This is a genomic window from Actinoplanes sp. NPDC051343 (assembly GCF_044455125.1).
In the GTDB taxonomy this organism is placed as follows: Bacteria; Actinomycetota; Actinomycetes; order Mycobacteriales; family Micromonosporaceae; genus Actinoplanes.
On sequence record NZ_JBITEL010000012.1, the window covers coordinates 184380 to 209292 of the forward strand.

Genomic DNA, 24913 nt, shown 5'->3' on the forward strand with positions numbered 1-24913 from the left:
TGCTCGCGGGCGGCGGCCGCTTCTCGGCTTTGCTCCGGCCGGCGCGGCGGTGGCTCGGTGGTGGGGATCCGTTGGCTTTGCTCTGGCCGGTGGGCTACCGGTCCTGTCGTCGCGGCTTCTTGGCTTTGGCCGCTGCGGTTGATGACCGGCTGGGCGGCGGCGACCGCGCGACGGCGGTCGGTGACGAAAAGGGCGCAGGCCGTTGCGTACACCAAGGAGAGAATCGGGCCGACGGCCCGGACCGGCTCCCGGCCGGCCGCAACGAGCGTGACGAGCAGGGCGCCCTCGCCAAAAAAGGCCAGGACGACAGTGTTGACCGTGTCGTGGCGGCTCCACCTCGCCCGGCGGCGGGCCTGCCGCCGGATCTCGACGAAGAGCGAGTGAGCCATCCCGAGCGAGAGCAAACCGAGCAGCAACGTGGCAAAAATGGAGTGCCGGCCACCGGCGACCGCGGCCAGGGCGGTGGCGCCGGTGAGCATCGCGAGACCACTGATGGTCCCGATGTGCCCGCCGCGTCTCTCCCTCACATCCCCTGACAATCGGCCGGATCCGGACCCGGCTGAGCGAACTGGGCACGGAGGTGTGGCGGGGGTTTCTGCTCGGCGGGGAGTGAGCAAGGATGACGGGCGTGATGGGAAGCCTGAAGCTCGAACCTGCCCAGTCCCGCCTCGACCTGCTCGCGGACCCGGTTGCCAAGGCGTTGGCGGTGTGGCCCGACGACGCGCCGGTCGACGCCGACCAGGTGATGGTCGCGCCGATCGATGCTGAGCTGGCCGATACCGCGGCGTTCTGCGAGTTTTACGGGGTCGGGCTCGATGTGTCGGCCAACTGCGTGATCGTGGCCGGCCGCCGGGGCGAGATCACGCGCTATGCGGCCTGCATCATTCTGGCGACCACGCGCGCCGACGTGAACGGCGTCGTGCGGCGGCATCTGGACGTGCGGAAGTGCAGCTTCGCGCCGATGGACGACGCGGTGGCGAAGACCGGGATGGAGTACGGCGGCATCACGCCGATCGGGCTGCCCGCCGACTGGCCGATCCTGGTCGATTCCCGGGTCGTGGCCACCCCGCACGTGATCATCGGGTCAGGTGTGCGGCACAGCAAGATCGCGATTGCCGGGCCGGCCCTTGGTGCGCTGCCCGGCGCTGAGGTTATCGAAGGACTGGCCCGGGAGCTGGCCTGATCGAGTTGGCCCGGCTGCCCGTTCTGGTCATCGGGGGAGAGGGCAGAACCGGGTCCGGCTGAACATGGCCCACAACGGTCCGAACCGGGGCGCAGGCCGGCCATGGCGGGGGCTGGAACTGCGGACGGGTCGAATTGCGGGCTACCTCGAGACGGGGCGCCTTATAAGGGTCGCCAGCCGAATTGGATGAAGCGCGGGCTGAGGCCGACGTGGGCGCGGGGCGCGGGCTGAGACGTAAGCCGGTGGCCTGGGGCGTGGACGGCAACGGGTCGAGGGGAGGGTCGGTGCAGCGGTCCGGCTGAACAGCGGTCCGGCGGTGGCACGCGCTGGTCAGGGCCCTGGGCAGAGTGCGTGGGGTGTGGGATGGCAAGCGGTCGCGTCGAGGCAGTCGGCTGGGAGCTGCGGCCTGGCCCGAAGGTGCGGTTCGGCCCGGGAGGCGCGGGTCGGGCCGGCGCCTTAGTTTGGCTCGACAATGGTCCGGCCGTGGGGCGCGCTGGTTAAGGCCCCGGGCCGCGTGCGTGGATTTGGACGGCAACCGCCGGAGGGTCGAAGCCTCTGGACCAAGCGACACCTACTCGCCGATTCTCTTCCTGCGGCTGGAACGCACAGGAACTTACGGTCATCGAGGTGCGGGCGGAGTGAATGCGCAGCAGCCCGGCCGGGAAGCGATCCAGTCGTGGCAGGCGCTGGCGGGGGCGCGGGTCAGTCGAAGACCGAATCAAGGTCCGAGGCTGAGAAGAGTGCGGATCGCGCTGAGGCGGGAGCCAGGTTGGTGTGCGGGGCCGGTGGTACCGGTTCAGGCCGCCGGGGAATCCGGCACTTCGCCGAGGGCGGAAGGACCCGGCCGAGGGAGTGCATCGTCGCTAGCGGTAAGCGCGCTGAGGCCCGAATCCGTCCCGACCTGCGCCCTGGGTCAGCGGGTCAGGCTGGAGAGGTCGAACGCCCCAGCCGAGGCGGGTTGGCCGGGGTGCTCACAGAGCTACGGGCATGCGTGGCGGTCGGATCATGAGCTGACCAGGGCAAATTCATTGGCCGGCATGGTTCCACGTGAAACGTTATCGACCGGCGTCTACGGCTTCGCGGCGGGTGATCTCCTCCAGGGCGGCCACCAGCGTGGCCGTTTCCTGGGCGCCCTGGATGGCGTACTTGCCGTCGACCACGAAGGTCGGGACGCTCGTGATGCCGAGTTCGCGGGCCTCGTTCAGGTCGGCGTTGACGGCGCCGGTGCCGGCGTCCGACTCGAGGTACGTCAGGGCGGCATCGCGGTCGAGGCCGATGCCGGCGGCCACCGCGGCCAAGGCCGGCCGCGAGCCTACGTCTACGCCGTCCTGGAAGTGGGCCCGCTGGAGCGCCTCGAGCATGTCGGCCTGGCGGTCCTGGGCGGTGGCCCAGGCGATCAGCCGGTGGGCGTCGAAGGTGTTGGCGGCGATCGCCCGGTCGAAGTCGAGGGTCAGCCCGTCAGCGGCGGCGACGCTGGTCACGTGGTCGAACATCTGGTCGGCGCGGGCCGGGCCGCCGAACTTGGCGGCCAGCGCCTCCTTGATCGGCAGCCCCTGCCGAACCGGTGAGGGGTCGAGCTGGTAGGCCCGATAGGTCACCTTCGCCTCGGCCGGGAACTCGCTCAGCGCCTTTTCCAGGCGGCGCTTGCCCAGGTAGCACCAGGGGCAGATGACATCGGACCAGACCTGAATATCCACGGGTCACACGGTAGGCCGCGATGGCGCCTATCCCAACTGGTCGCGGATCTGACGCTTCAAGCGGGCCAGGATTGCCGTGCCGCCGCGGATGCGTAGCGGGGTGATTGCCTGGGAGAGGCCCATCTTTGCGTAGAGGTCGTCGGGGACGGCCAGGATCTCCTTGGTCGTCGCCCCGGCCAGGCCCTCGGAGAGGATGCCCGCGAACGCCCGCGTGGTCGGCGCCTCGGGTGGGCAGTCGAAGTAGGTCACCACGGTGTCGTCGGGCTGGACCTCGGCCGTGAGGAAGAACTGGGTCTGGCACTCCGGCACCTGTTCCATGCCGTCGTGGCCGGCGAGGGAGGCCGGCAACGGGGGCACCGCGTCGGAGAACTCGAGCAGCATCTCGAGCACCACATCGCGCGGCGCGGCCGCGAACTCGTCGACGATCTCGGCCAGCTTCGGGGGCATGTCACTCACGGAAACGACCCTACGCCGGAGCGCCGGAAGAAGCGGTCAGGCGGCGGCTGCGAGACGAAAACGACCCTGCGCCCGGAAGAAGCGGTGAGGCGGCGGCTGCGAGACGGAAACGACCCTGCGCCCGGGAGAAGCGGTCAGGCGGCGGCTGCGGGTGCGAGAGCGATGTCGCTCAAGCTGATTATGCCGACCACCTTGCGGTCGGCGTCGCAGACCAGGAGGCGGCGTACGCCCCGCTCGCGCATCGCGTGCACGGCCTCATCCACAGTGGCCGACTGCTCGATCATCAGCAGCTCGTGCGACGCGATCGAGCCGAGCGTCGTGGTCTTGGGCGGCAGGTTTTCGGCGATCGCCCGGATCACGATGTCGCGGTCGGTGACCAGCCCCACCATGGTCGGCCCGTGGGTGACGACGACGTCGCCGATGCTCTCGTCGCGCATGGCCTGGGCGGCCTCGTCGAGCATCGTGCCCTCGGGTAGATAGACCACCCGGCGAGTCATCACGTCAGCGACCAGTCTGGCCATGCTCACACCTCCCGCCCGTTTCCTGTGCGGTACCCGAGTGACTTCTTGATTACACCTGGGACGTCGTTGAGTGCCACATCGTGTCGTTCCCCGGTTCGGCGGTCGCGGATCTCCGCGTACCCGTCGTGGAAACGGCGCCCGACCACCACGGACCGTGCGATGCCGATCAGCTCGGCGTCGGTGAATTTCACGCCGGCCGACAGCGTCGGCCGGTCGTCGACGAGCACCCGCAGACCGTCCTCGGCGAGCGCCTCAGCGAGCGACAGGGCGGCCGCGACCTGGCCGTCCTTGCCGGCTGCGATCACGTGCACGTCGGCCGGGGCCACCTCGTCGGGCCAGAGCAGGCCACGGTCGTCGTGGTGCTGTTCGGCGATCACGGCGACCGCGCGGGACAGGCCGATGCCGTAGGAGCCCATGGTCGGGCGCACCGGTTTGCCGTCGGCGCCGAGCACGTCGACCTTGAAGGCGTCGGTGTAGCGGCGGCCGAGTTGGAAGATGTGCCCGATCTCGACGCCGCGGCGCATCGTCAGGGAGCCGTCGCCGCAGGCCGGGCACGGGTCGCCGGCGTGGACCCCGGCCGCCTCGATCGTGCCGTCGGGGGTGAAGTCGCGGCCGGCCACGACGTGGGTGGCATGCTTGCCGGGCGTGTTGGCGCCGGTCAGCCAGGCCGTGCCCGGCGCGACCCGCGGGTCGGCCAGGTAGCGCACCGACTGACCTTGCGGGCCGATGTAGCCCTTGACCAGGTCGGGACGCGACGCGAAGTCGTCGAAAAGGGTGGCCGTGGCCGGGGCCAGGGCGGCGTCGAGGCGTTTCATGTCGACCTCGCGGTCTCCCGGCACGCCGATGATCAGTAGTTCGGGGGCGTCGGTGCCGGGGTGGTGGACGGTGACCACGACGTTTTTCAGCGTGTCGGCGGCGGTCCAGTCGGTGCGGCCACCGAGGGCGCGCGCGTTGGCGAGCGATACCAGCGACGCGATCGTCGGGGTGTCGGGGGTGTCGTGGACCGCCGAAGCGGGCCAGTCGACGCCGGGAGGCGCCGGGACCGGAGTGACCACCGCCTCGGTGTTGGCCGCATAGGAACACGACGAGCAGCCGACGAAGGTGTCCTCGCCGACCGACGCCGACGCCAGGAACTCCTCGGAGGCCGATCCGCCCATCGCACCGGACATCGCGGCGACGATCGTGTGTTCCAGGTCCAGGCGTGCGAAGACGCGCTGGTAGGCGGCGCGCATCACCGCGTACGTCCGCTGGAGCTCACCCTCGGTGAGCGAGAAGGAATAGGCGTCCTTCATCAGGAATTCCCGGCCGCGCAGCAGGCCGGCCCGCGGCCGCGCCTCGTCGCGGTATTTGGTCTGCACCTGGAAGAGCACCAGCGGGAAGTCGCGGTAGGAGCTGGTCATCTCCTGCACGAGCAGGGTGAACATCTCCTCGTGGGTCGGCGCGAGCAGATAGTCGGCACCCCGCCGGTCCTTCAGGGTGAACAACAACGGACCGTATTCGGTCCAGCGGCTGGTCATGTCGTAGGGCTCGCGGGGGAGCAGCGCCGGGAACGCGACCTCCTGGGCGCCGACCGCGATCATTTCTTCGCGGGTGATCGCGGTGACCCGGTCGAGCACCAGCTTGCCGAGCGGAAGCCAGGTGTAGCCGCCCGGCGCGGCGCGGCGGATGAACCCGGCCCGGAGCAGCAGCCGGTGGCTCGGCACCTCCGCGTCGGCCGGCTCCTCGCGCAGGGTCCTGAGCAGAAGGCCGGACATCCGCAACAGCATGGGGAGCACCGTAGCGATGCCGCCGGAGGGTAGCGACCGGTTATCGGTGTGTCGCCATCATCACTCTGCCGAAACTCCCTGTCCGGTGGAAAACTGCTGGTGCAACTACGGCTGAAGAGACGTTCAGGAGGCGGGATGACCTGGCGCAGCTTCGTGGCGATGGGCGACAGCTTTTCCGAAGGTCTCAATGATCCGTACCCCGACGGAACCTACCGGGGATGGGCGGATCTGGTGGCCGCCCGGCTCGCCGTCGACGCCGGTCCCGACTTCCGTTACGCCAACCTGGCGATCCGGGGCAAGGTCCTCGACGAGGTCGTCAACGAACAGCTCGAGCCGACCCTGGCCATGAAACCGGACCTGGTCAGCGTCGCGGCCGGCGGCAACGACGTGCTCCGGCCGAGGATGGACACGCACGCCCTGGTCCACCGCTTCGAGCCGATGGTCGAGCGGCTGCGCGCGAGCGGTGCCGACGTGATCCTCTTCCGGTTCGCCGACGTAACCTCCCACCTGCCGGCTCAGCGGATCATCGGCCCGCGGGCGGCGATCCTCAACGACGGCGCGACCGGAATGGGCGAGAAGTACGGCGCGTACGTGATCGACCTTTTCGCCGACGATTCCTTCCACCATCCGGACATGTGGGCGCCGGACCGCCTGCACCTTTCGCCGGCCGGCCATCGCCGGGTCGCCGGGCACGTGCTCAACGCGCTCGGCGTCGGCATCGAGGAGGACTGGATGCTCGTGCCCCCGATGCCCGCGCCCACCCCGTGGCTGCTCGCTCGCGGTGCCGACCTGCGCTGGGCCCGCGAGCACCTCGCACCCTGGTTCCGGCGGCATCTGCGCGGGCAGTCGTCGGCCACCATTGTCACGGCCAAACGGCCGACGCTGAGTCCGGTCGGCGACGCCCCGTCAGACAGAGAGATAGCGTGACAACCATGTCGATTCCGAACGATCCGGCGCCGCAACTGCAGGCGTACGCCCATCCCGACAAGCTGGTCACGACCGAGTGGCTGGCGGCCAACCTCGACACTCCCGGCCTCGTGGTCGTGGAGTCGGACGAGGACGTGCTCCTCTACGACACCGGGCACATCCCCGGGGCGGTCAAGGTCGACTGGCACCTCGAGCTCAACGACCAGCTCACCCGCGACTACCTCGACCCCGAGGCGTTCGCGGCGATGTGCGAGGCGAAGGGCATCGGCCGCGACGACACGATCGTCTTCTACGGGGACAACTTCAACTGGTGGGCGGCGTACGCGCTCTGGGTCTTCACCCTCTTCGGCCACCGCGACGTCCGTCTGCTCGACGGCGGCCGGCAGAAGTGGTCGGCCGAGGGCCGGGAGTTGACCCGGGAGAAGACGTCGCGGGAGAAGTCGTCATATCCCGTGCCGGTGCGCAGCGACGAGCCGATCCGCGCCTTCCGCGACGAGGTGATGTCACACATCGCCGGCGGCCGGCCGCTGGTCGACGTGCGTTCCCCGCAGGAATACACGGGTGAGCTGACCCACATGGAGGCGTACCCGCAGGAGGGTGCACTGCGCGGCGGCCACATTCCGGGAGCGGTGAGCAAGCCGTGGAAGTCGGCGGCCAACGACGACGGCACGTTCAAGGCGGCCGACGAGCTGACCAAGATCTATCGGGACGGGCTGGGTCTGCAGGAGTCGGACGACATCATCGCGTACTGCCGGATCGGTGAGCGCTCGAGTCACACCTGGTTCGTGCTGCAACATCTGCTGGGTTATCCCCAGGTTCGCAACTACGACGGTTCCTGGACGGAGTGGGGCAATCTGGTCAAGGCGCCGATCGCCAAAGGGGCCGAGCCGGGCCAGTTGAGCTGATCTTGTTAACGGGGCAGTGAGAACTGCCCCGTTTTTGTCAGCCCCAACCGGTACCTTCTCCGACCGTGAGCAACACGTTCCAGGTCGACCTCCGGGGCATCGTCGACCTTCTGAGCCACCACCTTTACGCGAGCCCGCGCGTCTATGTCCGTGAGCTCCTGCAAAACGCCGTCGACGCGATCACCGCGGCCGGCGACGTCGAGCCGGGCCGGGCCGAGCAGGGCCGGGTCGACCTGGTCACCGGCGACGGCCGGCTGCGGGTCAGCGACAACGGCATCGGTCTGACCGAGGCGCAGGTGCACGAGCTGCTGGCCACCATCGGCCGCAGCTCGAAACGCGACGAGCTGGGCTTCCAGCGGCACGAGTTCCTCGGCCAGTTCGGCATCGGCCTGCTCTCGTGCTTCCTGGTGGCCGACGAGATCCACGTGCACACCCGCCGCGAGGGTTCCCCGGCGGTGCTCTGGATCGGCTCGTCCGACGGGCGCTACGAGGTGCGCCCGGGCGAGGAACGCGAGCCGGGGACCACGGTCACCCTGCTGCCGCGGCGCGGCAGCGAGTCGCTTCTTTCCGGTACGACCGTACGCGAGCTCGCCGAGCTCTACGGCTCGTTGCTGCCCGTCCCGGTGGTCGTCGACGGCGAGCCGGTGACGGCCGGTCGGCTCCCGTGGGACATGGGCCGCAACGGCCTCCTGGCGTACGGCGAGCGCACCTTCGGCTTCCAGCCGTTCGACGTGATCGAGCTGAACGTGCCCGAGGCCGGCCTGACCGGCGCCGCGTTCGTGCTGCCCACCCCGGTCAACCCGGCCGTGCGCGGTGGCCACCGCGTCTACCTCAAGCGCATCCTGCTGGCCGAGAGCGTCGAGGGCCTTCTCCCCGACTGGGCGTTCTTCGCCCGTTGCGTGGTCGACAGCACCGAGCTGCGCCCGACCGCGAGCCGGGAGGCGCTCTACGACGACGGGCTCCTCAACGACGCCCGCGACGCGATCGCCGACCAGCTGCGGGGCTGGCTGGTGCGCCTGGCCGCGACCGACCCGCACCGGCTCGGCCAGTTCCTGAGCATCCACCATCTCGGCGTCAAGGCGCTGGCCCTGCACGACGACGAGATGCTGCGCCTGGTCGAGCAGTGGTACCCGATGGAGACCAACATGGGCCAGGTCACCCTGGCCGACTTCCGCTCGCGGTACGGCGTCCTGCGTTATGCGGCCACCACCGACGAGTTCCGCCAGCTCGCCGCCGTCGCCGCGGCTCAAGAGGTCGGCCTGATCAACGGCGGTTACGTCTACGACGCCGAGATCATCGAGCGGCTGTCCGCGGCCGACCAGGAGGTTCGGGCCGAGCGCCTGGACCCGACCGAGCTGTCGACCCGGTTCACCGGCCTCGACGCCGACACCGAGTTCCAGCTGCACCCGTTCCTGACCGTCGCCCAGCGGCGGCTCGACCGGCTCGGCTGTGAAGTGGTGATCCGCGCCTTCGATCCGGCCAACCTCCCCGCGCTCTACCTGGTCAGCCGCGCGGCCGCGTTCCACGAGCAGTTCACGACCAGCCGCGAGAAGGCCGACGACCTGTGGGGCGGCGTGCTCGACGCGCTGGCCGCCACCGCTCCGCCCGACCGGCCGCAGCTGGTGCTCAACCACCGCAACCCGCTGGTCCGCCGGGTGGTCGCGATCGCCGACCCGGAGCTCGCCGGACTGGCCGTCGAGTCGCTCTACGGCCAGGCGCTGATGCTCGGGCACCATCCGATCCGGCCGGCCGACGCCGCGCTGCTCACCACGTCGTTCATGGGCCTGCTCGACCGGGCGGTGCCGGAGGGGGAAAACCGATGAAGACCGCTCAGGAACTGTGGGAGCTGCTGGAGCGCGCGTACGAGATGCCGTACGGCGCCGGCCAGATCGCCGTCTACGACGAACTGCTGCGGCAGGTCGACGAGGCGGGCGACCCCGACCTGGCCTTCACCGCCCGGCTGCTCTCGACGCAGGCCTACATCTACGGCGGCGAGCCGGCCAAGGCGTTCGTCACCTTCTCGTGGTGTGTGAGCGACTTCGACAACAACCCGGGCTCATACCACGGCCGGCACACCCACACACTGCTCTGGCTGTTCAAGACCATGGTCAGCACGATGACCAAGTTCCCGCAGGTGCCGCTCGAGCGCACCCAGGCGGTGCTCGACGACATGGAGCGCCGCTACCGCGAGGGCGGCCACAGCCTGCAGGCCGTCTACAAGCATCGCTATCTGGTCGCCTCGCACGTGGGTCAGGCCGAGGAGACGGCGGCGTGGTTCGAGCGCTGGCAGGCGACGCCACGCGACGAGCTGTCCGACTGCGCCGGGTGCGACCCGACGTCGGTGGCGTCCTATTTGAACGATCGCGGCCGCTACCCCGAGACGGTCGCGCTGGCCGAGCCGGTGCTGGCCGGGCGGCTGACCTGCACCGAGCAGCCGCAGCAGATCCTCAACAACCTGATGGAGGCCTACCTGCGCACCGGCGAGCCGGAGAAGGCGGCCGACGCCCATCGGCGGGCCTACCGGCTGGAGCGCACCAAGCTGGCCGACCTGTGGGAGATCGGCACGCACATCGGCTTCTGCGCCCGCACCGGCAACGAGCATCGAGGGCTCGAGATCCTCCAGCGGCACATCGACTGGCTGGAGAAGGCGCCGTCGCCCGGCGCCGAGATGATGTTCGCCGCCGATGCGGCGCTGCTGCTGCGCCGGCTCACCGAGCTGGGGCACGGCGAGCTGACCGTACGCCGGTCCGGGCGCGACGAGATCACCGTGGCCGAGCTGGCGCCCGAGATGGCGGCCCGGGCTCGCGCGGTGGCCGCCCGGTTCGACGCCCGCAACGGCACCGAGCACCAGAGCCGGCTGGTCGAGGCCGAGATCGGTGCTCAGCCGTACGGCATCGACCTGGTGTTGTCGCCGAGCCGGCGGCCGTCCGCCGCGCCGGCTCCCGCTTCGAATCCGGAGCCTCTTCCCGAGATCCCGGCTCAGGCGACCGCCGCCGAGCTGCTCGATCTGGCCCGTGAGCACGCGCGCGAAGACCGCGACGCCGCCCTGGCCGCGACCCTCGACGAGCTGGATGCCCGGTTCGGCGATCTGGACGATCCGGTGCTGGCCGGACGGCGGCTGATGATGCGTGGCGACGTGCAGCAGAACGCCGGCGACCCGTTCGGCATGCTGGCCTCCTGGGAGCAGGCCGAGAAGCTGTTTGACGAGGCCGGCGCCGCCGAGCATCTGCTCGTCGCGCGATCCCGCATCGCGCTCGAACATGCCGCGCGGGCCGATGGCGAGATCGACGACGCCGCCGCCCTGGCCGAAATCGCCTATCAGGAGGAGCACGGCGGCCCGCTCGAGCGGGGCGGCGCGTGGAGCCGGCTGAGCAGCCTGCGCTTCCACCAGGGCCGCATCGACGAGGCGGTCCAGGCCGCCGAGCGCGGTCAGCAGTTCGCCACCGAGTCCGGCCGGCCCCGGCTGGCCGCGATCGCCGCGCTGCTGCGCACCCGGGCCCTGGTCGCTGCCGAGCGCATCGACGAGGCCCGCACGTCCGCCCACTTCGCCTGGGAGTTCTACCGGGCGCACGGCCCGGCGCCGCGCCGGGGCGAGGTGGCGACCCTCTACGCCCAGCTGATCGAGGACCCGAACGAGCAGGTGTCGCTGTTCGGCGAGACGATCGCGAGCGGCGCCCGCGGGCCGGCGCTGGCCGCCCGGGCGGGTCGCGGCCGCGCGCTGATGAGCCTGGAGCGACCGGCCGAGGCGATCGACGACCTGGTGGAGGCGGTGGCGCTGGCCGCCGCGGAAGATCTGCCCGAGGCGTCGGCGTTCGCCCGCATCGATCTCGCTCACGCCTATCGGCTGGCCGACCGGCCGGTCGAGGCGGCCGAGGTGGCGGAGGAGGCGCTGCTGCGGCTCGACCGGCTCGGCCTCGGTGATCCCGCGAACGACGTGCGGTTCCTGCTCACCGACCTCTACCGCGCGCTGGGCGACGACGAGAGCGCGCTGACCGGCTACCGCGAGCTGATCGAGCGGCTGACCGACAATCCGGCCGGCCGGGCCCAGGTCGGCGAGTCCCTGGCCGACCTGCTCTATCGCAAGGATCGCGACGCCGACGCGGCCGAGGCGTTCGGGGCCGCCGCGGCCGATCTGCACCAGGCCGGCGATCTGATCGGCGAGTTGCGGGCACTGCGCCGGCGGGTCAGCGCGCTGCACTTCGCGGGCAGGCCGGACGAGGCCGAGGCGACTGCGCGCCGGGTGACCGAGCTGTTCGACGCCCTGCCGCCCGAGATGGCGCAGGTGCCCAACGCGATCTGGCAGCGCTGGATGACTACGTACGAGACCGGCCGGGTGTTCATGGCGCTCGAGCGGTGGGAGGACGCGATCACCGAGTTGCGGTCGGGGGTGGCCGGACTGCGCGATCTCGGAGCTCTCGCCGACGCCGACCGGTTGACCAGCCTGCTGGCCGAGGCGCTGTTCCGGGCGGGTGAGCCGGCCGAGGCCGAGACCCTGCTCAGGGGCGTGCTCGAGCGGCTGCCGGCCGACGCGCCGGAACGGTCGGGCCTGACCGAACTGCTCACCGAGGTGGCGACGGCGGCCAAGGACCAGCCGAAGCGCCCGGGCCGCCGCTGGCCATGGTCATAGCAGGGAGCACCTGAACGCACGTTAAGTAGACGGCTTGACATCGGGTTAGAGTTGCCTCGTGACGACGGTTGATCAGCACCAGCGGCCGGGGCCGCCCGCACCTCGGCGGCGCTCGCGTCGCGACGAGATCCTCGAGATCGCCGTGGGCCTGTTCGCGGCCCGCGGCTATCACGGCGTCTCGATGGACGACATCGGCTCGGCCGCCGGGGTGACCGGGCCGGCGCTCTATCACCACTTCGCCGGTAAAGAGGCGATGCTGGTCGCCGCGCTGATCCCGGTCAGCGAGGGCCTGCTGCACGGCGGCAAGGCCCGGGTCGCCCAGCATCCCGACGACGCCTCGGCCGCGCTCGCCGACCTGATCGACTTCCATGTCGAGTTCGCGCTGGCCAACCCGGCCGTCATCGCCCTGCACCTGCACGAGCTCGACCGCCTGCCGGAGGAGCCGCGCCGGCAGATCCGCCGGCTCCAGCGGCTCTATGTCGAGGAGTGGGTGGAGGTGCTGGCCACGTTGCGCCCCGAGCTCGAACCGGCCGAGGCCCGGGTGCTCGCCCACTCGGCGTTCGGCTTGATGAACTCGACGCCGTTCCTCGGTGGGGAGGTCGACCGGCGGCGCCGCGCGGCCCTGCTGCGCGAGGCGACGATCCACGCGTTGGTGGGTCACTGATGATCGAGTCGCTCCTTGTCGCCAACCGCGGCGAGATCGCCCGCCGCGTCATCCGGACGGCCAAGCGGCTGAACATCCGGACCGTCGCGGTCTACTCCGAGGCCGACGCGGGCCTGCCGTTCGTGGTCGAGGCCGACGAGGCGATCGGCATCGGCGCACCGCAGAGCTATCGCAACGGCGAAGCCATCCTCGCCGCCGCGAAGGAGAGCAACGCGCAGGCGATCCACCCCGGCTACGGCTTCCTCAGCGAGAACGCCGACTTCGCCCGCGCGGTGGAGACCAACGGTCTGATCTGGGTCGGTCCGCCCGCCGACGCCATCCGCGCGATGGGCGACAAGATCAACGCGCGCAACCTGATGGCCGAGGCGGGTGTGCCGGTCGCCCCCGGCACCCATGACCCGGCGGCCACTGTGGAGGCTGCCGTCGAGGCCGCGGCCACGATCGGCTATCCGGTCATGGTCAAGGCCGCGGCCGGCGGCGGCGGCATGGGCATGGCGGTGGCCGACGACGAGGGCGGGCTGCGCACCCAGTTCGACAAGGTGCGCGCGTTCGCCGAGCGGATGTTCGGCGACGGTTCGGTGCTGATCGAGCGCTACTTCCCCCGGGTCCGGCACGTCGAGGTGCAGATCCTCGGCCTGGCCGACGGCCGGGTGATCGCTCTGTCCGAGCGTGAGTGCTCGGTGCAGCGCCGCAACCAGAAACTGGTCGAAGAGGCGCCGTCACCGGCGGTTTCTGCTTCGTTGAGAAAAGACCTCCTCGCCGCCGCGGTGAAGGCCGGCGAGGCGGTCGGCTATCGCAACGCGGGCACGGTCGAGTGCCTGCTCGACCCGGCGACCGGCGAGTTCTTCTTCCTCGAGATGAACACCCGGCTGCAGGTCGAGCACCCGATCACCGAGCTGATCCACGGCACCGACCTGGTCGAGCAGCAGCTGCGCATCGCCTCCGGCCTGGACATCAACTTCGATACAGAAAAGACCAGCGGCCACGCCATCGAGCTGCGGATCAACGCGGAAGACCCGAAGCGCTTCCTGCCCGGCCCGGGCAAGGTCGTGACCTGGGTCGAGCCGACCGGCGAGGGCGTCCGTGTCGACTCCGGCTACGCCGAGGGCACGACTGTCACCCCGCACTACGACTCGCTGATGGCCAAGCTGATCGTCTTCGGCGCCGACCGGGCCGACGCGATCGCCAAGGCCCGGGCCGCGGTGGCCGGCTTCGAGATCGCCGGCCCGAAGAGCAACCTGCCGTTCTTCGCCGAGCTGCTGGACAACGACGAGTTCCTGGCCGGCGACTACGACACCGGCATCGTTTCGCGAATGAGGTGATCATGGTGTCGTCGGTGAGCATTCGTGAGGTCGCCCCGCGGGACGGGTTGCAGAACGAGGAACCCGTTCCGACCGAGGCCAAGGTCAAACTGATCGACGCGCTGAGCGACACCGGGGTCCGCCGCATCGAGGCGGTCTCGTTCGTACACCCGAAGGCCATCCCGCAGATGGCCGACGCCGACGAGGTGTGGTCGCGGGTCACCAAAAATCCCGACATTCGTTACTCGGCGCTCATACCCAACACTCGAGGCGCGCAGCGGGCGATCGCGGCCGGCTTGAAGGAGATCGAGGTCGTCGTCTCGGCCAGCGACACCCACAACCGCCGCAACCTCAATCGCTCCACAGAGGAGTCGGTGTCGGACATCGCGGCGCTGATCCCGCTGGTCCACGCGGCCGGCGCGACGCTCGAGGTGATCGTCGCGACCAGCTTCGGCTGTCCGTTCGAGGGCGACATCGACCCGGACCGGGTGGCGGGCATCGTGGCTCGCGTCCGCGCCGACGGCGCGGATCGCATCGCCTTCGGCGACACGACCGGCATGGCGACTCCCCGGCGGGTGCGTGACCTGCTTTCTTCCGTACGCCCGGACCTGCTGCACTTCCACAACACCCGGGGTACGGGTCTGGCCAACATCCTGACCGCTCTGGATCTGGGCATCACCGAGTTCGACGCCAGCGCGGGCGGCATCGGCGGCTGTCCCTACGCCCCCGGCGCATCGGGCAACGTGGCCACCGAAGAGGTCGTCCACATGCTGCATGACATGGGCATTGATACCGGAATCGACCTCGATCGGCTCATTGAAACCGCCGCTATGGCGGAGAAGATGCTCGGCCGTACGCTGCCGTCCGGCGTCCTGCGAGCGGGCCCCCGCACCCGATTGGTGTGATTCCTGCCGCACTGCACTGCGATCATTTTTCCCTTTTGCCGGCGTGACCCCCGCAAGGCCGCTTCGTTACCAATACCGAGTGGCCGATATCGTCGCGATCTTCCAAAGCGACGGAATTCGCCACCGGTCGGAATTCGGCGACGAGGGGCGGACTATGACGGGGCTGGGGGTCGAGCGCCTGCGCACGGCGTTCCCGCTGTCCGTGCCGCCCGCCGGCGTCTCCGCGCTCATGCCGCCTCACATCCAGGGGGCGGAGCGGCGGACGGAGCGCCGGGCCCGACGCACCCGATGGGGACTGCGCGTCCTCGTCGTCGGTGGCCTGGCCGGTGCGGCCTGGCTGCTCACCGGTGCCGCCGCGCAGGCTGCGGACCGCGGCGACGGGCCGATCGGCTCGTTGCTCGGATCCGTCGTCGGCGACGGCGAATCCTCTGGAGTTTCCGGACTCCTGTCAGCGGCCGCCCAGCCGCTGGAGTCCGTCTCCCCGGTTCATCAACACCACGTCGTGGCGGCCGTTCTCGACGTACCGAGGCAGGTTCTGACCAGCCCGGCGAAGAGGCGCGGCCCGAAGCATCACGACCATGCCAGGACACCGGTCGACACCGCAGTCGGCGCTGTCGATCACGTCCTGGGGGAGGTGGCCGGCCCTATCCGCCTTACCGGCGGTCCGGCGACCACCCAGCAGTTGCTCGCTCGGCTGACGGAACCTTCGCTTCCGGCCACCGACCGGCCGCGCGATACGGTGGCAACGCCGGTGCGGCCGGACGACGAACCGGCGCCGGGCAAACTTGCGCCGGCGATCGCCCCCGTCACAAGTGGCGCGAGCAACCCGATCCCGGCGATCCTGCCGGCCCCGGCCACCGCCCGACGGACCACTGTCCTACCGGTCGGTGTGCCGCCGCGGCACGTCAAGGTCGTCTCTCTTCCGTCCGCCCATCAGCGGCACCGTGTCGTTCCGGCGACATCGGCGCCGGCGGCGGTCAGCGAGGAGAACCCCGGGGGTGACGTACCGGCTGCACCCTTGCAGCTGCACCTCGGGGACGTCAGCGGCACCCCGACCACCAGTGGGTCGGGGACACCGACGGAGGGTGGGGCTCCGGCCTTCCTTCCGGCGGCGATCGCGGACAGCACGATGGCGAGCCGTCTGCTGCCGATCGCATCCGATGTCGAGGTCCGGCGTCACGACGCCGAGGCTCCGACCGTCTCACCTGACTAGTGACGAGCGTCTGACGCCGCTCATCGGCGTCGCAGGTCGATTCCCTAACCGCTCGCGAACGAGCGGCGAGTCGTCACACGCCTGAATCGTCACGAAACCCGTACCGAAGGCGCCGAATGGGCGCACGTCGACAAGCGGGGTCAGGGCAGGAGAAATCGCGCCAGGGCACCGCTGCGCCCGAAATGCAGTTCCGGAACGCCATTCCAATTGAATACGCATGCCCAAATTCCAAAGACATTTTTCCGAAAGGCATTTCTTCCTCATGAAGACTTGGGTTCGCAAGACTCTGAGTGTCGGTGTCCTGGCCGCCGGCGCCCTGCTGTTCGCCCCGGGCGCCGCGCAAGCCGACGCCCACCAGAGCAACGGTGACAACAACGGCATCCTCAACGGGACCCAGCTGGTCACCGGGGTCCAGGTGCCGGTCAACATCGTCGGCAACTCGGTCGGCATCCTGGGCGAGGCCAACTCCTTCGGCACCGGGGTCAACCGGGTCGAGGGCACCCACGTCGGCCAGTTCAACGGCGACAACAACGGGATCGCCAACGGCACCCAGGCGTACCTGCCGATCAGCGTGCCGCTGAACATCGCGGGCAACTCGGTCGCCGCCCTCGGCCAGGCCAACTCGGCCGCGGCCGCGGTGAACGAGGTCAACAGCCGGCGCTCCGAGAGCGGCCACACCACCGAGGGCTGGTGGGGCGGCAACGGCGGCGGCCAGTTCAACGGCGACAACAACGGCATTGCCAACGGTACCCAGATCTACGCGCCGATCAGCGTTCCGATCAACGCCTGCGGCAACTCGATCGCCCTGCTCGGTGGCTCGTTCTCGCAGGCGATCTGCGGCAACGACGTCTTCGGCGGCACCCGCGTCCACCGGATCCGCCGGGAGAGCGGCAAGGTCACCGAGAGCGCCTGGCAGAGCAACGGCGACAACAACGGGATCCTCAACGGGACCCAGCTGTACGCGCCGATCAGCCTCCCGGTGAACCTGTCCGGCAACGCCGTCGGGATCCTCGGCCAGGCCAGCTCGCACGCCGTCTCGGGCAACCGCATCGAGTCGGGTCAGGGCGGCTGGGGCAACCAGAGCAACGGCGACAACAACGGCATCCTGAACGGCACCCAGATCGCGGCGCCGATCAGCATTCCGATCAACGTCTGCGGCAACTCGCTCGGCATCCTGGGCGCGGCCGGCTCGGCGGCGGCCTGCGGCAACGACGTCTTCGGTGGCGACGACGTCTGGATCGACGGTGGCCGTCACGGTGACCACGGTGGTCACGGTGGGCACGGCGTCTTCGATGGCGACAACGGCGACAAGGGTGGCCACAAGGGTGGCCACAAGGGCCACGGCCAGAACGCCGGCGACAACGGCAGCAAGGGCGACGACGACGGCCAGTACGCCGGCGACAACGGCTCCAAGCCCGCCACCAACGGCTACGGCAACGGCACCGAGCCCGCCACCAACGGCTACGGCGCCGACAACGGCGACGACAACGGCACCGAGCCGGCGACCGCGGGTTACCAGGGCAACAAGGACGACAACAGCAAGTACGGCGACAAGAACACCCGGGGCAAGAAGTCGACCGAGGCCTCGCCGGTCGCGAGCCTGACCGACACCGTCGGCGGCGTGAGCGGCAACTCCGGCCTGGGTGGCCTGGGTCTCCTGAACACGCTGCGCTGAACGGGGCGATAGCGGAAACCCGGGTTGCGCCGGTCCCGGGCGCAACTCGAGCCGACGTCATGAGACGTCGGGTAACACCCGGTGCCCCTCCACGGCATCGGTGGCAATGAAAACGGACGGGAGTCTCCGCAGCCGGCGGGGACTCCCGTCCGCGTTGCCGTGCCGTCACGCGGTGGGATACCCTAACGATCGTTCAGGTTCCACGATCGTTCAGTTCCGGCGATCACTCAGCCGGGGAGGTCGCGTGCCGATCGACGACGATTCGCTCGCCCAGGTCCGCAAGCGGGTGCTGGCGGGTGGTGCCGAGCGCTATCACGACGCCAACGCCGCCAAGGGCAAGCTCTTCGCCCGCGAGCGGATCGCCCTGCTGGTCGACGACGGCTCGTTCGTCGAGGACGGGCTCTATGCCAACAGCCTGGCCGACGGGCTGCCCGCCGACGGCGTGATCACCGGAATCGCCCGGATCGACGGCCGCGACGTGTGCGTGATGGCGAACGACTCGACGGTCAAGGCGGGCTCCTGGGGCGCGCGTACGGTCGAAAAGATCATCCGAATCATCGAGCGCGCCTATCAGACCTCCGTTCCCATGGTCTACCTCGTCGACTCGGCCGGGGCCCGCATCACCGACCAGGTCGACCTGTTCCCGGGCCGACGCGGGGCCGGCAAGATCTTCCACACCCAGGTCCGGGCCTCCGGTGCGATTCCGCAGGTCTGTGCCCTGTTCGGGCCGTCGGCGGCCGGCGGAGCCTACATTCCGGCCTTCTGCGACGTCGTCGCCATGGTCGAGGGCAACGCCAGCATGTACCTGGGGTCCGACCGCATGGTCGAGATGGTCACCGGGGAAAAGACGACGCTCGAGGCGATGGGCGGTGCCCGCGTGCACACGGCCGAGTCGGGCGTCGGCCACTTCCTCTGCAAGACCGAGCAGGAGGCGCTCGACGTCGTCCGCTCCTACCTCTCCTATCTGCCGTCCAACTGGCAGCAACAGCCGCCGTCGGCCGAGGCCGGTCAACCGGGCAAAGTGGACATCGCGGCTCTGGTGCCGGTCAGCGAGCGCCAGGCCTTCGACATGCGGCGCTACATCAAGGGCATCGTCGACGAGGGGTCGTTCTTCGAGATCCAGGCGCTCTGGGCCCGTGAGCTCACGATCGGTTTCGCCCGGCTGAACGGCGAGGTGATCGGCGTCGTCGGCAACAACTCGATGTTCAAGGGCGGCGTGCTGTTCGTCGACTCGGCCGACAAGGCGAGCCGGTTCGTCCAACTCTGCGACGCGTTCAACGTGCCGCTGCTGTTCCTCTCCGACGTGCCCGGCTTCATGGTCGGCTCGGCGGTGGAAAAGCAGGGCATCATCCGCCACGGCGCCAAGATGATCACGGCGATCTCCGAGGCGACCGTTCCCAAGATCTGCGTGATCGTCCGCAAGGCGTACGGCGCCGGCCTCTACGCGATGGCCGGCCCCGGCTTCGACCCGGACGCCACGATCGCGCTGCCCACCGCCAAGATCGCGGTGATGGGCGCGGAGGCCGCGGTCAACGCCGTCTACGCCAACAAGATCGCGGCCCTCGGCTCGGACGAGGAGCGGGCCGCGTTCGTCGCCGAGCGACGCGCCGAATACGAGCGCGACATCGACATCATGCGCCTGGCCAGCGAACTCGTCGTCGACACCGTCATCGAACCGGCCGACCTGCGCGGCGAGCTCATCCGGCGCTACGCCGCCGCGCGCGGCAAGGACCGCGGCTTCTCCCGGCGCCGGCACGGCGTCACACCCGTCTGACCCCATCCAGCCGCCCCGCCCACCGCCCAAAGCGGACTGAAGGCCGTCACCGAAGGAGCAGTCATGGTCGACTTCCGTCTCACCGAGGAACAGGAAGCCCTGCGCGAGTCGGTGCGCGAGTTCGCCCAGGAGCAGGTCGCACCGGTCATCGCCGACTTCTACGAGAGGAAGGCCTTCCCGTACGACCTGGTCCGCCAGATGGGCAAGATGGGCCTGTTCGGCCTGCCGTTCCCGGAAGAGAGCGGCGGCATGGGCGGCGACTACTTCGCGCTCTGCATCGCCCTGGAAGAACTGGCCCGGGTGGACAGTTCGCTGGCGGTCACCCTCGAGGCGGCGGTCTCGCTCGGCGCGATGCCGATCCACCGCTTCGGTACGCCCGAGCAGAAGGCCCGCTGGCTGCCCGGCCTGCTCGCCGGCGAGTCGCTGGCCGGTTTCGGCCTGACCGAACCCGGTTCGGGCACCGATGCCGCGGCGATCGCCACCCGCGCGGTTCTCGACGAGTCGACCAACGAGTGGGTGATCAACGGCAGCAAGGCGTTCATCACCAACTCCGGCACCGACATCACGTCGCTGGTCACGGTCATGGCGGCGACCGGCACCAACCCGGACGGCAGCAAGGAGCTCTCGACGATCATCGTGCCGTCGGGCACGGCCGGGTTCACGGTCGCGCCGGGCTACTCCAAGGTCGGCTGGTGTGCCTCGGACACCCACGAGCTGTCCTTCGACGACGCTCGAGTCCCGGCGGAAAACCTGCTCGGCGAACGCGGCCGTGGCTTCGCCCAGTTCCTCCGCACCCTCGACGAGGGCCGGATCGCGATCGCCGCACTGTCGGTCGGTCTCGCTCAGGGCTGCGTCGACGAGTCGGTCAAATACGCGGGCCAGCGCCAGGCGTTCGGCCGCGCGATCGCCAACTACCAGGGTGTCCAGTTCCTGATCGCCGACATGGAGTTGCGCGCGCATACTGCTCGGCTGGGCTACTACGACGCGGCGTCGCGCATGCTGGCCGGCGAGGAGTTCAAGCGGTACGCCGCGATCGCCAAGCTGAACGCGAGCAACGCGGCCATGGAGAACAGCCGTTATGCCACCCAGGTGCACGGCGGCTACGGCTTCATGAACGAGTCGGCGGTGGGCCGGTTCTATCGCGACGCCAAGATCCTGGAGATCGGCGAAGGCACCTCCGAGGTGCAGCGCATGCTGATCGCCCGGGGGCTCGGACTGTAATTTTTCGGCCCGTATCGGGCGACGGTTGCGTCTGCTTCCCGACAACGACGGGTCCTGGCTCGCGGCACATAGACACCGATGCCTAGGTTCGAATCATGGCAGCGGACGAGGGGGCGGACCAGGGCGGTTCCGGCTTCGCCGTCGTGCTGCGCCGGCACCGGTTACGGGCCGGTCTGACCCAGGACGAGTTGGCCGTCCGGGCCGCCATCGGCGTCCGGACGGTGCGCGACCTCGAACGTGGCCGGGCTTCCCGTCCGCAGCGCACCACGGTCGAGCTGTTGTCGGCCGCGCTGGGCCTGGCCGCCGCCGAGCGGGAGGCTTTCCTGGCCGCCGCGCGCGGGCAGGCCCCCGAAGAGGCGCTGCCGCCGACCGCCTTCCAGCGCATGCCGCCCTCGCCCACCTTTGAGCTGGTCGGCCGCGACGACGACCTCGATGAGCTGGCCGGCCGTCTCTCGGCGACCGACGGGCCCCGCGGCGTGACCCTGGTCGGCATCGCGGGCGTCGGCAAGACCAGCCTCGGCTTCGTGGTCGCGCACCGGGTCACCACCGCCTATCCGGGTGGCGTCGCCGGCATCGTGGTCACCGACAACGCGTCGGCCGGGGAACTGGCGGCCAGCGTCGCGGCCGGATTCGGCGTCGGCCGGCCGGAAGATCTGGTCGCCCGGTTCGGTGGCCGCCCGGCGCTGGTCTTCGTGGACGCGGTGGAGCGGGCTCCCGAGGCCGCGGCCGAGATGCTCACCCAGCTCATGGGTCGCATCTCGACACTGCGTTTCCTGGCTACCGGCCGGCACCCGGTGGGTCTGGCCGCCGAACGGGTGTGGCCGCTGGCGCCGCTGCTCACGCCCCCGACCGACTCGGAAACCACGCTCGCCGAGATCTCGGCGTACCCGGCAGTCGGTTTGTTCCTGGAACGTCTCGGCCGGGTGCGCCGCACGCCGCTGGAACCCGATGAGATCGCGCCGCTCGCCACCCTGGTGCGCCGGCTCGGCGGGCTGCCGCTGGCGATCGAGTTGGCCGCGGCGCGCAGCCGCGTGCTGACCGTGCCCGAGATTCTCGACCGGTACGGCGACCGCGTCCTCGACCTCTCCCGTCCCGGCGCCACCGATCCCGAGACCGTGGTCTCCCTGCGCGATGCCGTCGCGGCCAGCTACCGCCTGCTCAACGCCGGCGAGCAGCATGCGCTGCGGCGGCTGTCGATGTTCCGTTACCGGTGGTCGCTGGCGCTCGCCGAGCAGATCACCGCGGGCACCCAGACCGACGGCTCCGACGTTGTGCACCTGCTTGACCGGCTGCTCGAGCTGGGCCTGCTCAGCGTGCGCGGCAGCCGCACGTTCCGGTTCCGCCTGCTCGACGTCGTCCGCGACTACGGCGCCGAGCGCGCGGCCGCCGAAGGTGAGCTGCTCGACGGCCGGCGCCGGCACGCCGAGCTCCTCGCCGACCTGGCCCAGCAGATCGCACCTGATCTGGTCGGCAACCGGCTGTTCGACGCGGCGAGCCGGCTCGACGACGTGGCCGGCGATCTCGGGGCGGCGCTCGCCTTCGCCGCCCGCGAGGAGCCCGAGGTCGCCCTGCGCATTGCGGTGTCGTTGCCGCGCTGGTGGCGTTTCCGCGGCCGCGATGTCAGCGGCCGGCAGTGGTTGCGCCGTCTGCTCGACGATCCGCGCACCGCCCACGCCGATCCGGAGACCCGCGCGTGGGCCAAGGTGGGCCTGGCCCAGCTCGCGCTGGAGCACGGCGCCGGGGCCGAGGAGATCGAGTCGGTCGAGTCGGCGGTGGCCGAGTTCGAGCACCTCGAGTCGCCGGCCGGCCAGTCGACCGCGCACACGCTGCTCGCCGCCCTGTGGATGACCGTCGGCGGCTACACCGAGTCGCGCCGGCACGGCGAGGCGGCGCTCGCGCTGGCCCAGCGCAGCGGCAAGGCCCGCGACATGGCGGTGGCGGAAAACAATCTGATCTGGCACGAGATCCGCGACGGCGACCTGGCTGCGGCGCGGCGCCGGCTGGCCGCGGTCGACCAGCTGGCGAGTGACGGTGGCGACGACCGGCTGCGGGCCCTTGCGCTGGCCAACCTGGCCGAGGTGGCGCGGCTCGAGGGTCGGCCGGACGAGGCGCAGCGCCTGGGCCGGCGGGCGATGATCGAGCTGGAGCGGATCGGCGACCCCAACCATCGGCGCCGGCTGCTGGCCACGATCGGGCTCGCGCTGGCCGAGGCGGGTCACTCAAGTGAGGCCGAGGAGGTGCTGACCCGGTTGCGGGTGTCGGACGACATCACGCCGGACGGTCCGGCCGCGGTGGTGGAGGCCGCGATCGCGTTGCGTCGCGGCGATCTGAAACTGGCGGCCGAGTTCTTTGCCCGCGCCGCCGATGCGTACGAGGGTGCCCACGACCCCCGCGATGTCGTGGAGGCTCTGGTCGGACTGATCGTGAGCACGCCCGATCCGGAGGAGCGGGCCGCGGGCGTCCGCCGCCTGGCCGAGTTGCTGCGCTCCAACCGGATCACCCTGGTCGACCGGGAGCGCAACCGGCTCGGCCCGGAAGTGCTCGCCCAACTGTAAGAACAGCGCTGGAACAGCACAGGGGGAGCGGCCTACTGGAGTGGCGCGGACGGCCGGCGAAGCGTGCCCCCCACGCGCCGGCCATCACAACGCCCCACCAGTAACGCGGCGAGAACGATGGCTCCCCCGTCAGCCCCGCGTCCGTCGCCTCGGTCGCGCCGCATCCCCCTTGCGCGGAACACAGTAGCCGCGGCTGGCCCGCTTACCGAGGAGATATGTCCGTTTGCCCCGCGGGTCCGCTCTGTTCTGCCGGTAGTTCTGCCGGTTATCTCGTAAAACCCGTTACGCTGCGTCAGACTGCGATTCGTCGGTGCTACCGGCGGTCGCACACGGGTTGACCGCATCGCGGATCGCGCGCATCGCGTCGAGAAGAACGTCGAGCTGCCCGGGGGTCAACTGACCGATGAACCACTGCTGCAGAAGCTCGAGGTGGCCGGGAAGCACCTCGTCGAGGCGCTGCCGCCCCTCGGTGGTGATCACCGCGTATGAACTGCGGCGGTCGCTCGCGCAGGCCTCGCGGCGTACCAGGCCGTCGCGGTCCATCCGGTCGACCACCCGGGTCACTCCGCTGGTCGACAGCGAGGTCTGGCCGGCCAGGTCGGTCATGCGCAGACGGTTGCCGGGCGAGCGCGCCAGACGCATCAGCACCTCGAACTCGACCGCCGACAGACGGTGCTGCTCGAACTGCACCGCGAACCGGTTCGTCAACCCGGTGAAAGCCTCCGCGAACAGGCCGAAGGCGGTGAAGCGGCTGTCGTCCAGATCGGTACTCACAGTTGCGATCCTACCTCAAGCACTTGACAGGCGGAATATTGCTTGGCATATAGTTGCTGTGTCACACAACAAAGCCCACGTGAGTACGCTTCGAAAGAAGGAAACGTCATGACCCAGTCCGCAGTCGGCACCCGCAAGTTCGATGGCCTCGACATCCCGGTTGCCGGCACTTACGTGCTCGACGCCGCGCACAAGAGGGTCGGTTTCGTGGCGCGCCACCTGATGGTGGCCAAGGTGCGCGGGCAGTTCGCCGAGGCGACCGCCACAATCACGATCGGCGAAGACCCGCTGCAGTCGGCGGTCACCGCGACGATCAACACGTCGAGCATCGAGACGGGCCAGGTCGACCGCGACAACCACCTTCGCAGCGGCGACTTCTTCGAGTCGGAGAAGTACCCGACCATCGAGTTCCGCAGCACGGGCATCAAGTCGCACGCCGGCGCCGAGTTCGTGCTCGACGGCGAGCTGACGATCAAGGACGTGACCAAGCCGGTCGAGCTGACCGTCGAGTTCGACGGTGCCGCGGTCAACGGTTACGGCAAGGCGCTGTTCGCCTTCACCGCCACGACCGAGATCGACCGCGAGGACTGGGGCCTGACCTGGAACATGGCTCTCGAGAGCGGTGGCGTCATGGTCGGCAAGAAGATCAAGATCGAGATCGAGGGCGAGGCCATCCGCCAGGACTGACCTCTCGGCATCGAGCCGCCGTCCGTATTTGGGACGGCGGCTCTTTCGTCTCTAGCGCCGGT

The 24913-nt window shown here is 70.0% G+C and carries 20 protein-coding genes; 14 read left to right on the forward strand and 6 right to left on the reverse strand.

Annotated elements, in window-relative coordinates:
* On the reverse strand, positions 1 to 479 hold a 479-nt coding region (locus ACIA5C_RS34635; protein WP_396062601.1), incomplete at its 3' end, for a hypothetical protein.
* 152 nt (positions 480 to 631) lie between these two features.
* On the opposite strand from ACIA5C_RS34635, the gene ACIA5C_RS34640 reads away from it, so the two are divergent.
* The gene (locus ACIA5C_RS34640; protein ID WP_396062603.1) at positions 632 to 1183 is read left to right on the forward strand and encodes a YbaK/EbsC family protein; all 552 of its coding nucleotides are present in this window, start codon (positions 632 to 634) and stop codon (positions 1181 to 1183) included.
* 1055 nt (positions 1184 to 2238) lie between these two features.
* Here the strand turns inward: ACIA5C_RS34640 and ACIA5C_RS34645 are convergent.
* The 4 genes from ACIA5C_RS34645 to ACIA5C_RS34660 all read right to left on the reverse strand — a co-directional run bounded on the left by ACIA5C_RS34645 (position 2239) and on the right by ACIA5C_RS34660 (position 5623).
* Positions 2239 to 2880 (reverse strand): DsbA family protein, encoded by a 642-nt coding sequence (locus ACIA5C_RS34645; protein WP_396062605.1) that lies wholly within the window; start codon positions 2878 to 2880, stop codon positions 2239 to 2241.
* A gap of 27 nt (positions 2881 to 2907) precedes the next feature.
* A complete protein-coding gene (locus ACIA5C_RS34650) occupies positions 2908 to 3336 on the reverse strand; it encodes a SufE family protein (RefSeq protein WP_396062607.1) in 429 nt (142 codons plus the stop codon).
* Between the two features lie 134 nt (positions 3337 to 3470).
* The gene (locus ACIA5C_RS34655; RefSeq protein ID WP_396062610.1) at positions 3471 to 3857 is read right to left on the reverse strand and encodes a CBS domain-containing protein; all 387 of its coding nucleotides are present in this window, start codon (positions 3855 to 3857) and stop codon (positions 3471 to 3473) included.
* A 2-nt stretch (positions 3858 to 3859) separates the two neighbouring features.
* Positions 3860 to 5623 (reverse strand): proline--tRNA ligase, encoded by a 1764-nt coding sequence (locus ACIA5C_RS34660; protein WP_396062612.1) that lies wholly within the window; start codon positions 5621 to 5623, stop codon positions 3860 to 3862.
* A 135-nt stretch (positions 5624 to 5758) separates the two neighbouring features.
* Here ACIA5C_RS34660 and ACIA5C_RS34665 point away from each other — a divergent pair, with 135 nt between their 5' ends.
* The 12 genes from ACIA5C_RS34665 to ACIA5C_RS34720 all read left to right on the forward strand — a co-directional run bounded on the left by ACIA5C_RS34665 (position 5759) and on the right by ACIA5C_RS34720 (position 23390).
* Positions 5759 to 6550, forward strand: coding sequence for an SGNH/GDSL hydrolase family protein (locus ACIA5C_RS34665; protein ID WP_396062614.1), 792 nt, complete (start codon positions 5759 to 5761; stop codon positions 6548 to 6550).
* 5 nt (positions 6551 to 6555) lie between these two features.
* Positions 6556 to 7455, forward strand: a complete 900-nt coding sequence (locus ACIA5C_RS34670) for a sulfurtransferase (RefSeq protein WP_396062616.1) — start codon at positions 6556 to 6558, stop codon at positions 7453 to 7455.
* A 65-nt stretch (positions 7456 to 7520) separates the two neighbouring features.
* On the forward strand, positions 7521 to 9278 hold the full coding sequence (locus tag ACIA5C_RS34675) for an HSP90 family protein (protein ID WP_396062618.1): 1758 nt from the start codon (positions 7521 to 7523) through the stop codon (positions 9276 to 9278).
* The gene (locus tag ACIA5C_RS34680; RefSeq protein WP_396062620.1) at positions 9275 to 12082 is read left to right on the forward strand and encodes a tetratricopeptide repeat protein; all 2808 of its coding nucleotides are present in this window, start codon (positions 9275 to 9277) and stop codon (positions 12080 to 12082) included. The genes ACIA5C_RS34675 and ACIA5C_RS34680 overlap by 4 nt, the downstream gene beginning before the upstream one ends.
* A 58-nt stretch (positions 12083 to 12140) precedes the next feature.
* Positions 12141 to 12746, forward strand: a complete 606-nt coding sequence (locus tag ACIA5C_RS34685; protein WP_396062622.1) for a TetR/AcrR family transcriptional regulator — start codon at positions 12141 to 12143, stop codon at positions 12744 to 12746.
* Positions 12746 to 14068, forward strand: a complete 1323-nt coding sequence (locus ACIA5C_RS34690; protein WP_396062624.1) for an acetyl/propionyl/methylcrotonyl-CoA carboxylase subunit alpha — start codon at positions 12746 to 12748, stop codon at positions 14066 to 14068. The genes ACIA5C_RS34685 and ACIA5C_RS34690 overlap by 1 nt, the downstream gene beginning before the upstream one ends.
* Before the next feature lie 2 nt (positions 14069 to 14070).
* Positions 14071 to 14952 carry a hydroxymethylglutaryl-CoA lyase gene (locus tag ACIA5C_RS34695; protein ID WP_396062626.1) on the forward strand — a complete coding sequence of 294 codons (882 nt, stop codon included), beginning with the start codon at positions 14071 to 14073 and terminating at the stop codon, positions 14950 to 14952.
* 154 nt (positions 14953 to 15106) lie between these two features.
* Positions 15107 to 16165 (forward strand): hypothetical protein, encoded by a 1059-nt coding sequence (locus tag ACIA5C_RS34700; RefSeq protein WP_396062628.1) that lies wholly within the window; start codon positions 15107 to 15109, stop codon positions 16163 to 16165.
* Between the two features lie 262 nt (positions 16166 to 16427).
* The gene (locus ACIA5C_RS34705) at positions 16428 to 17840 is read left to right on the forward strand and encodes a chaplin family protein (RefSeq protein ID WP_396062630.1); all 1413 of its coding nucleotides are present in this window, start codon (positions 16428 to 16430) and stop codon (positions 17838 to 17840) included.
* A gap of 250 nt (positions 17841 to 18090) precedes the next feature.
* The gene (locus tag ACIA5C_RS34710) at positions 18091 to 19614 is read left to right on the forward strand and encodes an acyl-CoA carboxylase subunit beta (RefSeq protein WP_396062908.1); all 1524 of its coding nucleotides are present in this window, start codon (positions 18091 to 18093) and stop codon (positions 19612 to 19614) included.
* Between the two features lie 63 nt (positions 19615 to 19677).
* Positions 19678 to 20835: an acyl-CoA dehydrogenase family protein gene (locus ACIA5C_RS34715; RefSeq protein WP_396062632.1), complete on the forward strand. Its 1158-nt coding sequence runs from the start codon at positions 19678 to 19680 to the stop codon at positions 20833 to 20835.
* A 95-nt stretch (positions 20836 to 20930) separates the two neighbouring features.
* Positions 20931 to 23390, forward strand: coding sequence for an ATP-binding protein (locus ACIA5C_RS34720; RefSeq protein ID WP_396062634.1), 2460 nt, complete (start codon positions 20931 to 20933; stop codon positions 23388 to 23390).
* Between the two features lie 282 nt (positions 23391 to 23672).
* On the opposite strand, the gene ACIA5C_RS34725 is transcribed toward ACIA5C_RS34720, so the two are convergent.
* A complete protein-coding gene (locus ACIA5C_RS34725; protein WP_396062636.1) occupies positions 23673 to 24164 on the reverse strand; it encodes a MarR family winged helix-turn-helix transcriptional regulator in 492 nt (163 codons plus the stop codon).
* Between the two features lie 108 nt (positions 24165 to 24272).
* Here ACIA5C_RS34725 and ACIA5C_RS34730 point away from each other — a divergent pair, with 108 nt between their 5' ends.
* The gene (locus ACIA5C_RS34730; protein ID WP_396062638.1) at positions 24273 to 24851 is read left to right on the forward strand and encodes a YceI family protein; all 579 of its coding nucleotides are present in this window, start codon (positions 24273 to 24275) and stop codon (positions 24849 to 24851) included.
* Positions 24852 to 24913 lie beyond the last annotated feature (62 nt).

What these genes read in the sequence shown, in the direction of transcription:
- ACIA5C_RS34640 (WP_396062603.1), top strand. Translation starts at nt 632, where the DNA reads ATGGGAAGCCTGAAGCTCGAACCTGCCCAGTCCCGCCTCGACCTGCTC.
- ACIA5C_RS34720 (WP_396062634.1), top strand. Translation starts at nt 20,931, where the DNA reads ATGGCAGCGGACGAGGGGGCGGACCAGGGCGGTTCCGGCTTCGCCGTC.
- ACIA5C_RS34670 (WP_396062616.1), top strand. Translation starts at nt 6,556, where the DNA reads ATGTCGATTCCGAACGATCCGGCGCCGCAACTGCAGGCGTACGCCCAT.
- ACIA5C_RS34705 (WP_396062630.1), top strand. Translation starts at nt 16,428, where the DNA reads ATGAAGACTTGGGTTCGCAAGACTCTGAGTGTCGGTGTCCTGGCCGCC.
- ACIA5C_RS34695 (WP_396062626.1), top strand. Translation starts at nt 14,071, where the DNA reads ATGGTGTCGTCGGTGAGCATTCGTGAGGTCGCCCCGCGGGACGGGTTG.
- ACIA5C_RS34680 (WP_396062620.1), top strand. Translation starts at nt 9,275, where the DNA reads ATGAAGACCGCTCAGGAACTGTGGGAGCTGCTGGAGCGCGCGTACGAG.
- ACIA5C_RS34660 (WP_396062612.1), bottom strand. Translation starts at nt 5,623, where the DNA reads ATGCTGTTGCGGATGTCCGGCCTTCTGCTCAGGACCCTGCGCGAGGAG.
- ACIA5C_RS34715 (WP_396062632.1), top strand. Translation starts at nt 19,678, where the DNA reads ATGGTCGACTTCCGTCTCACCGAGGAACAGGAAGCCCTGCGCGAGTCG.
- ACIA5C_RS34700 (WP_396062628.1), top strand. Translation starts at nt 15,107, where the DNA reads ATGACGGGGCTGGGGGTCGAGCGCCTGCGCACGGCGTTCCCGCTGTCC.
- ACIA5C_RS34730 (WP_396062638.1), top strand. Translation starts at nt 24,273, where the DNA reads ATGACCCAGTCCGCAGTCGGCACCCGCAAGTTCGATGGCCTCGACATC.
- ACIA5C_RS34665 (WP_396062614.1), top strand. Translation starts at nt 5,759, where the DNA reads ATGACCTGGCGCAGCTTCGTGGCGATGGGCGACAGCTTTTCCGAAGGT.
- ACIA5C_RS34690 (WP_396062624.1), top strand. Translation starts at nt 12,746, where the DNA reads ATGATCGAGTCGCTCCTTGTCGCCAACCGCGGCGAGATCGCCCGCCGC.
- ACIA5C_RS34655 (WP_396062610.1), bottom strand. Translation starts at nt 3,857, where the DNA reads ATGGCCAGACTGGTCGCTGACGTGATGACTCGCCGGGTGGTCTATCTA.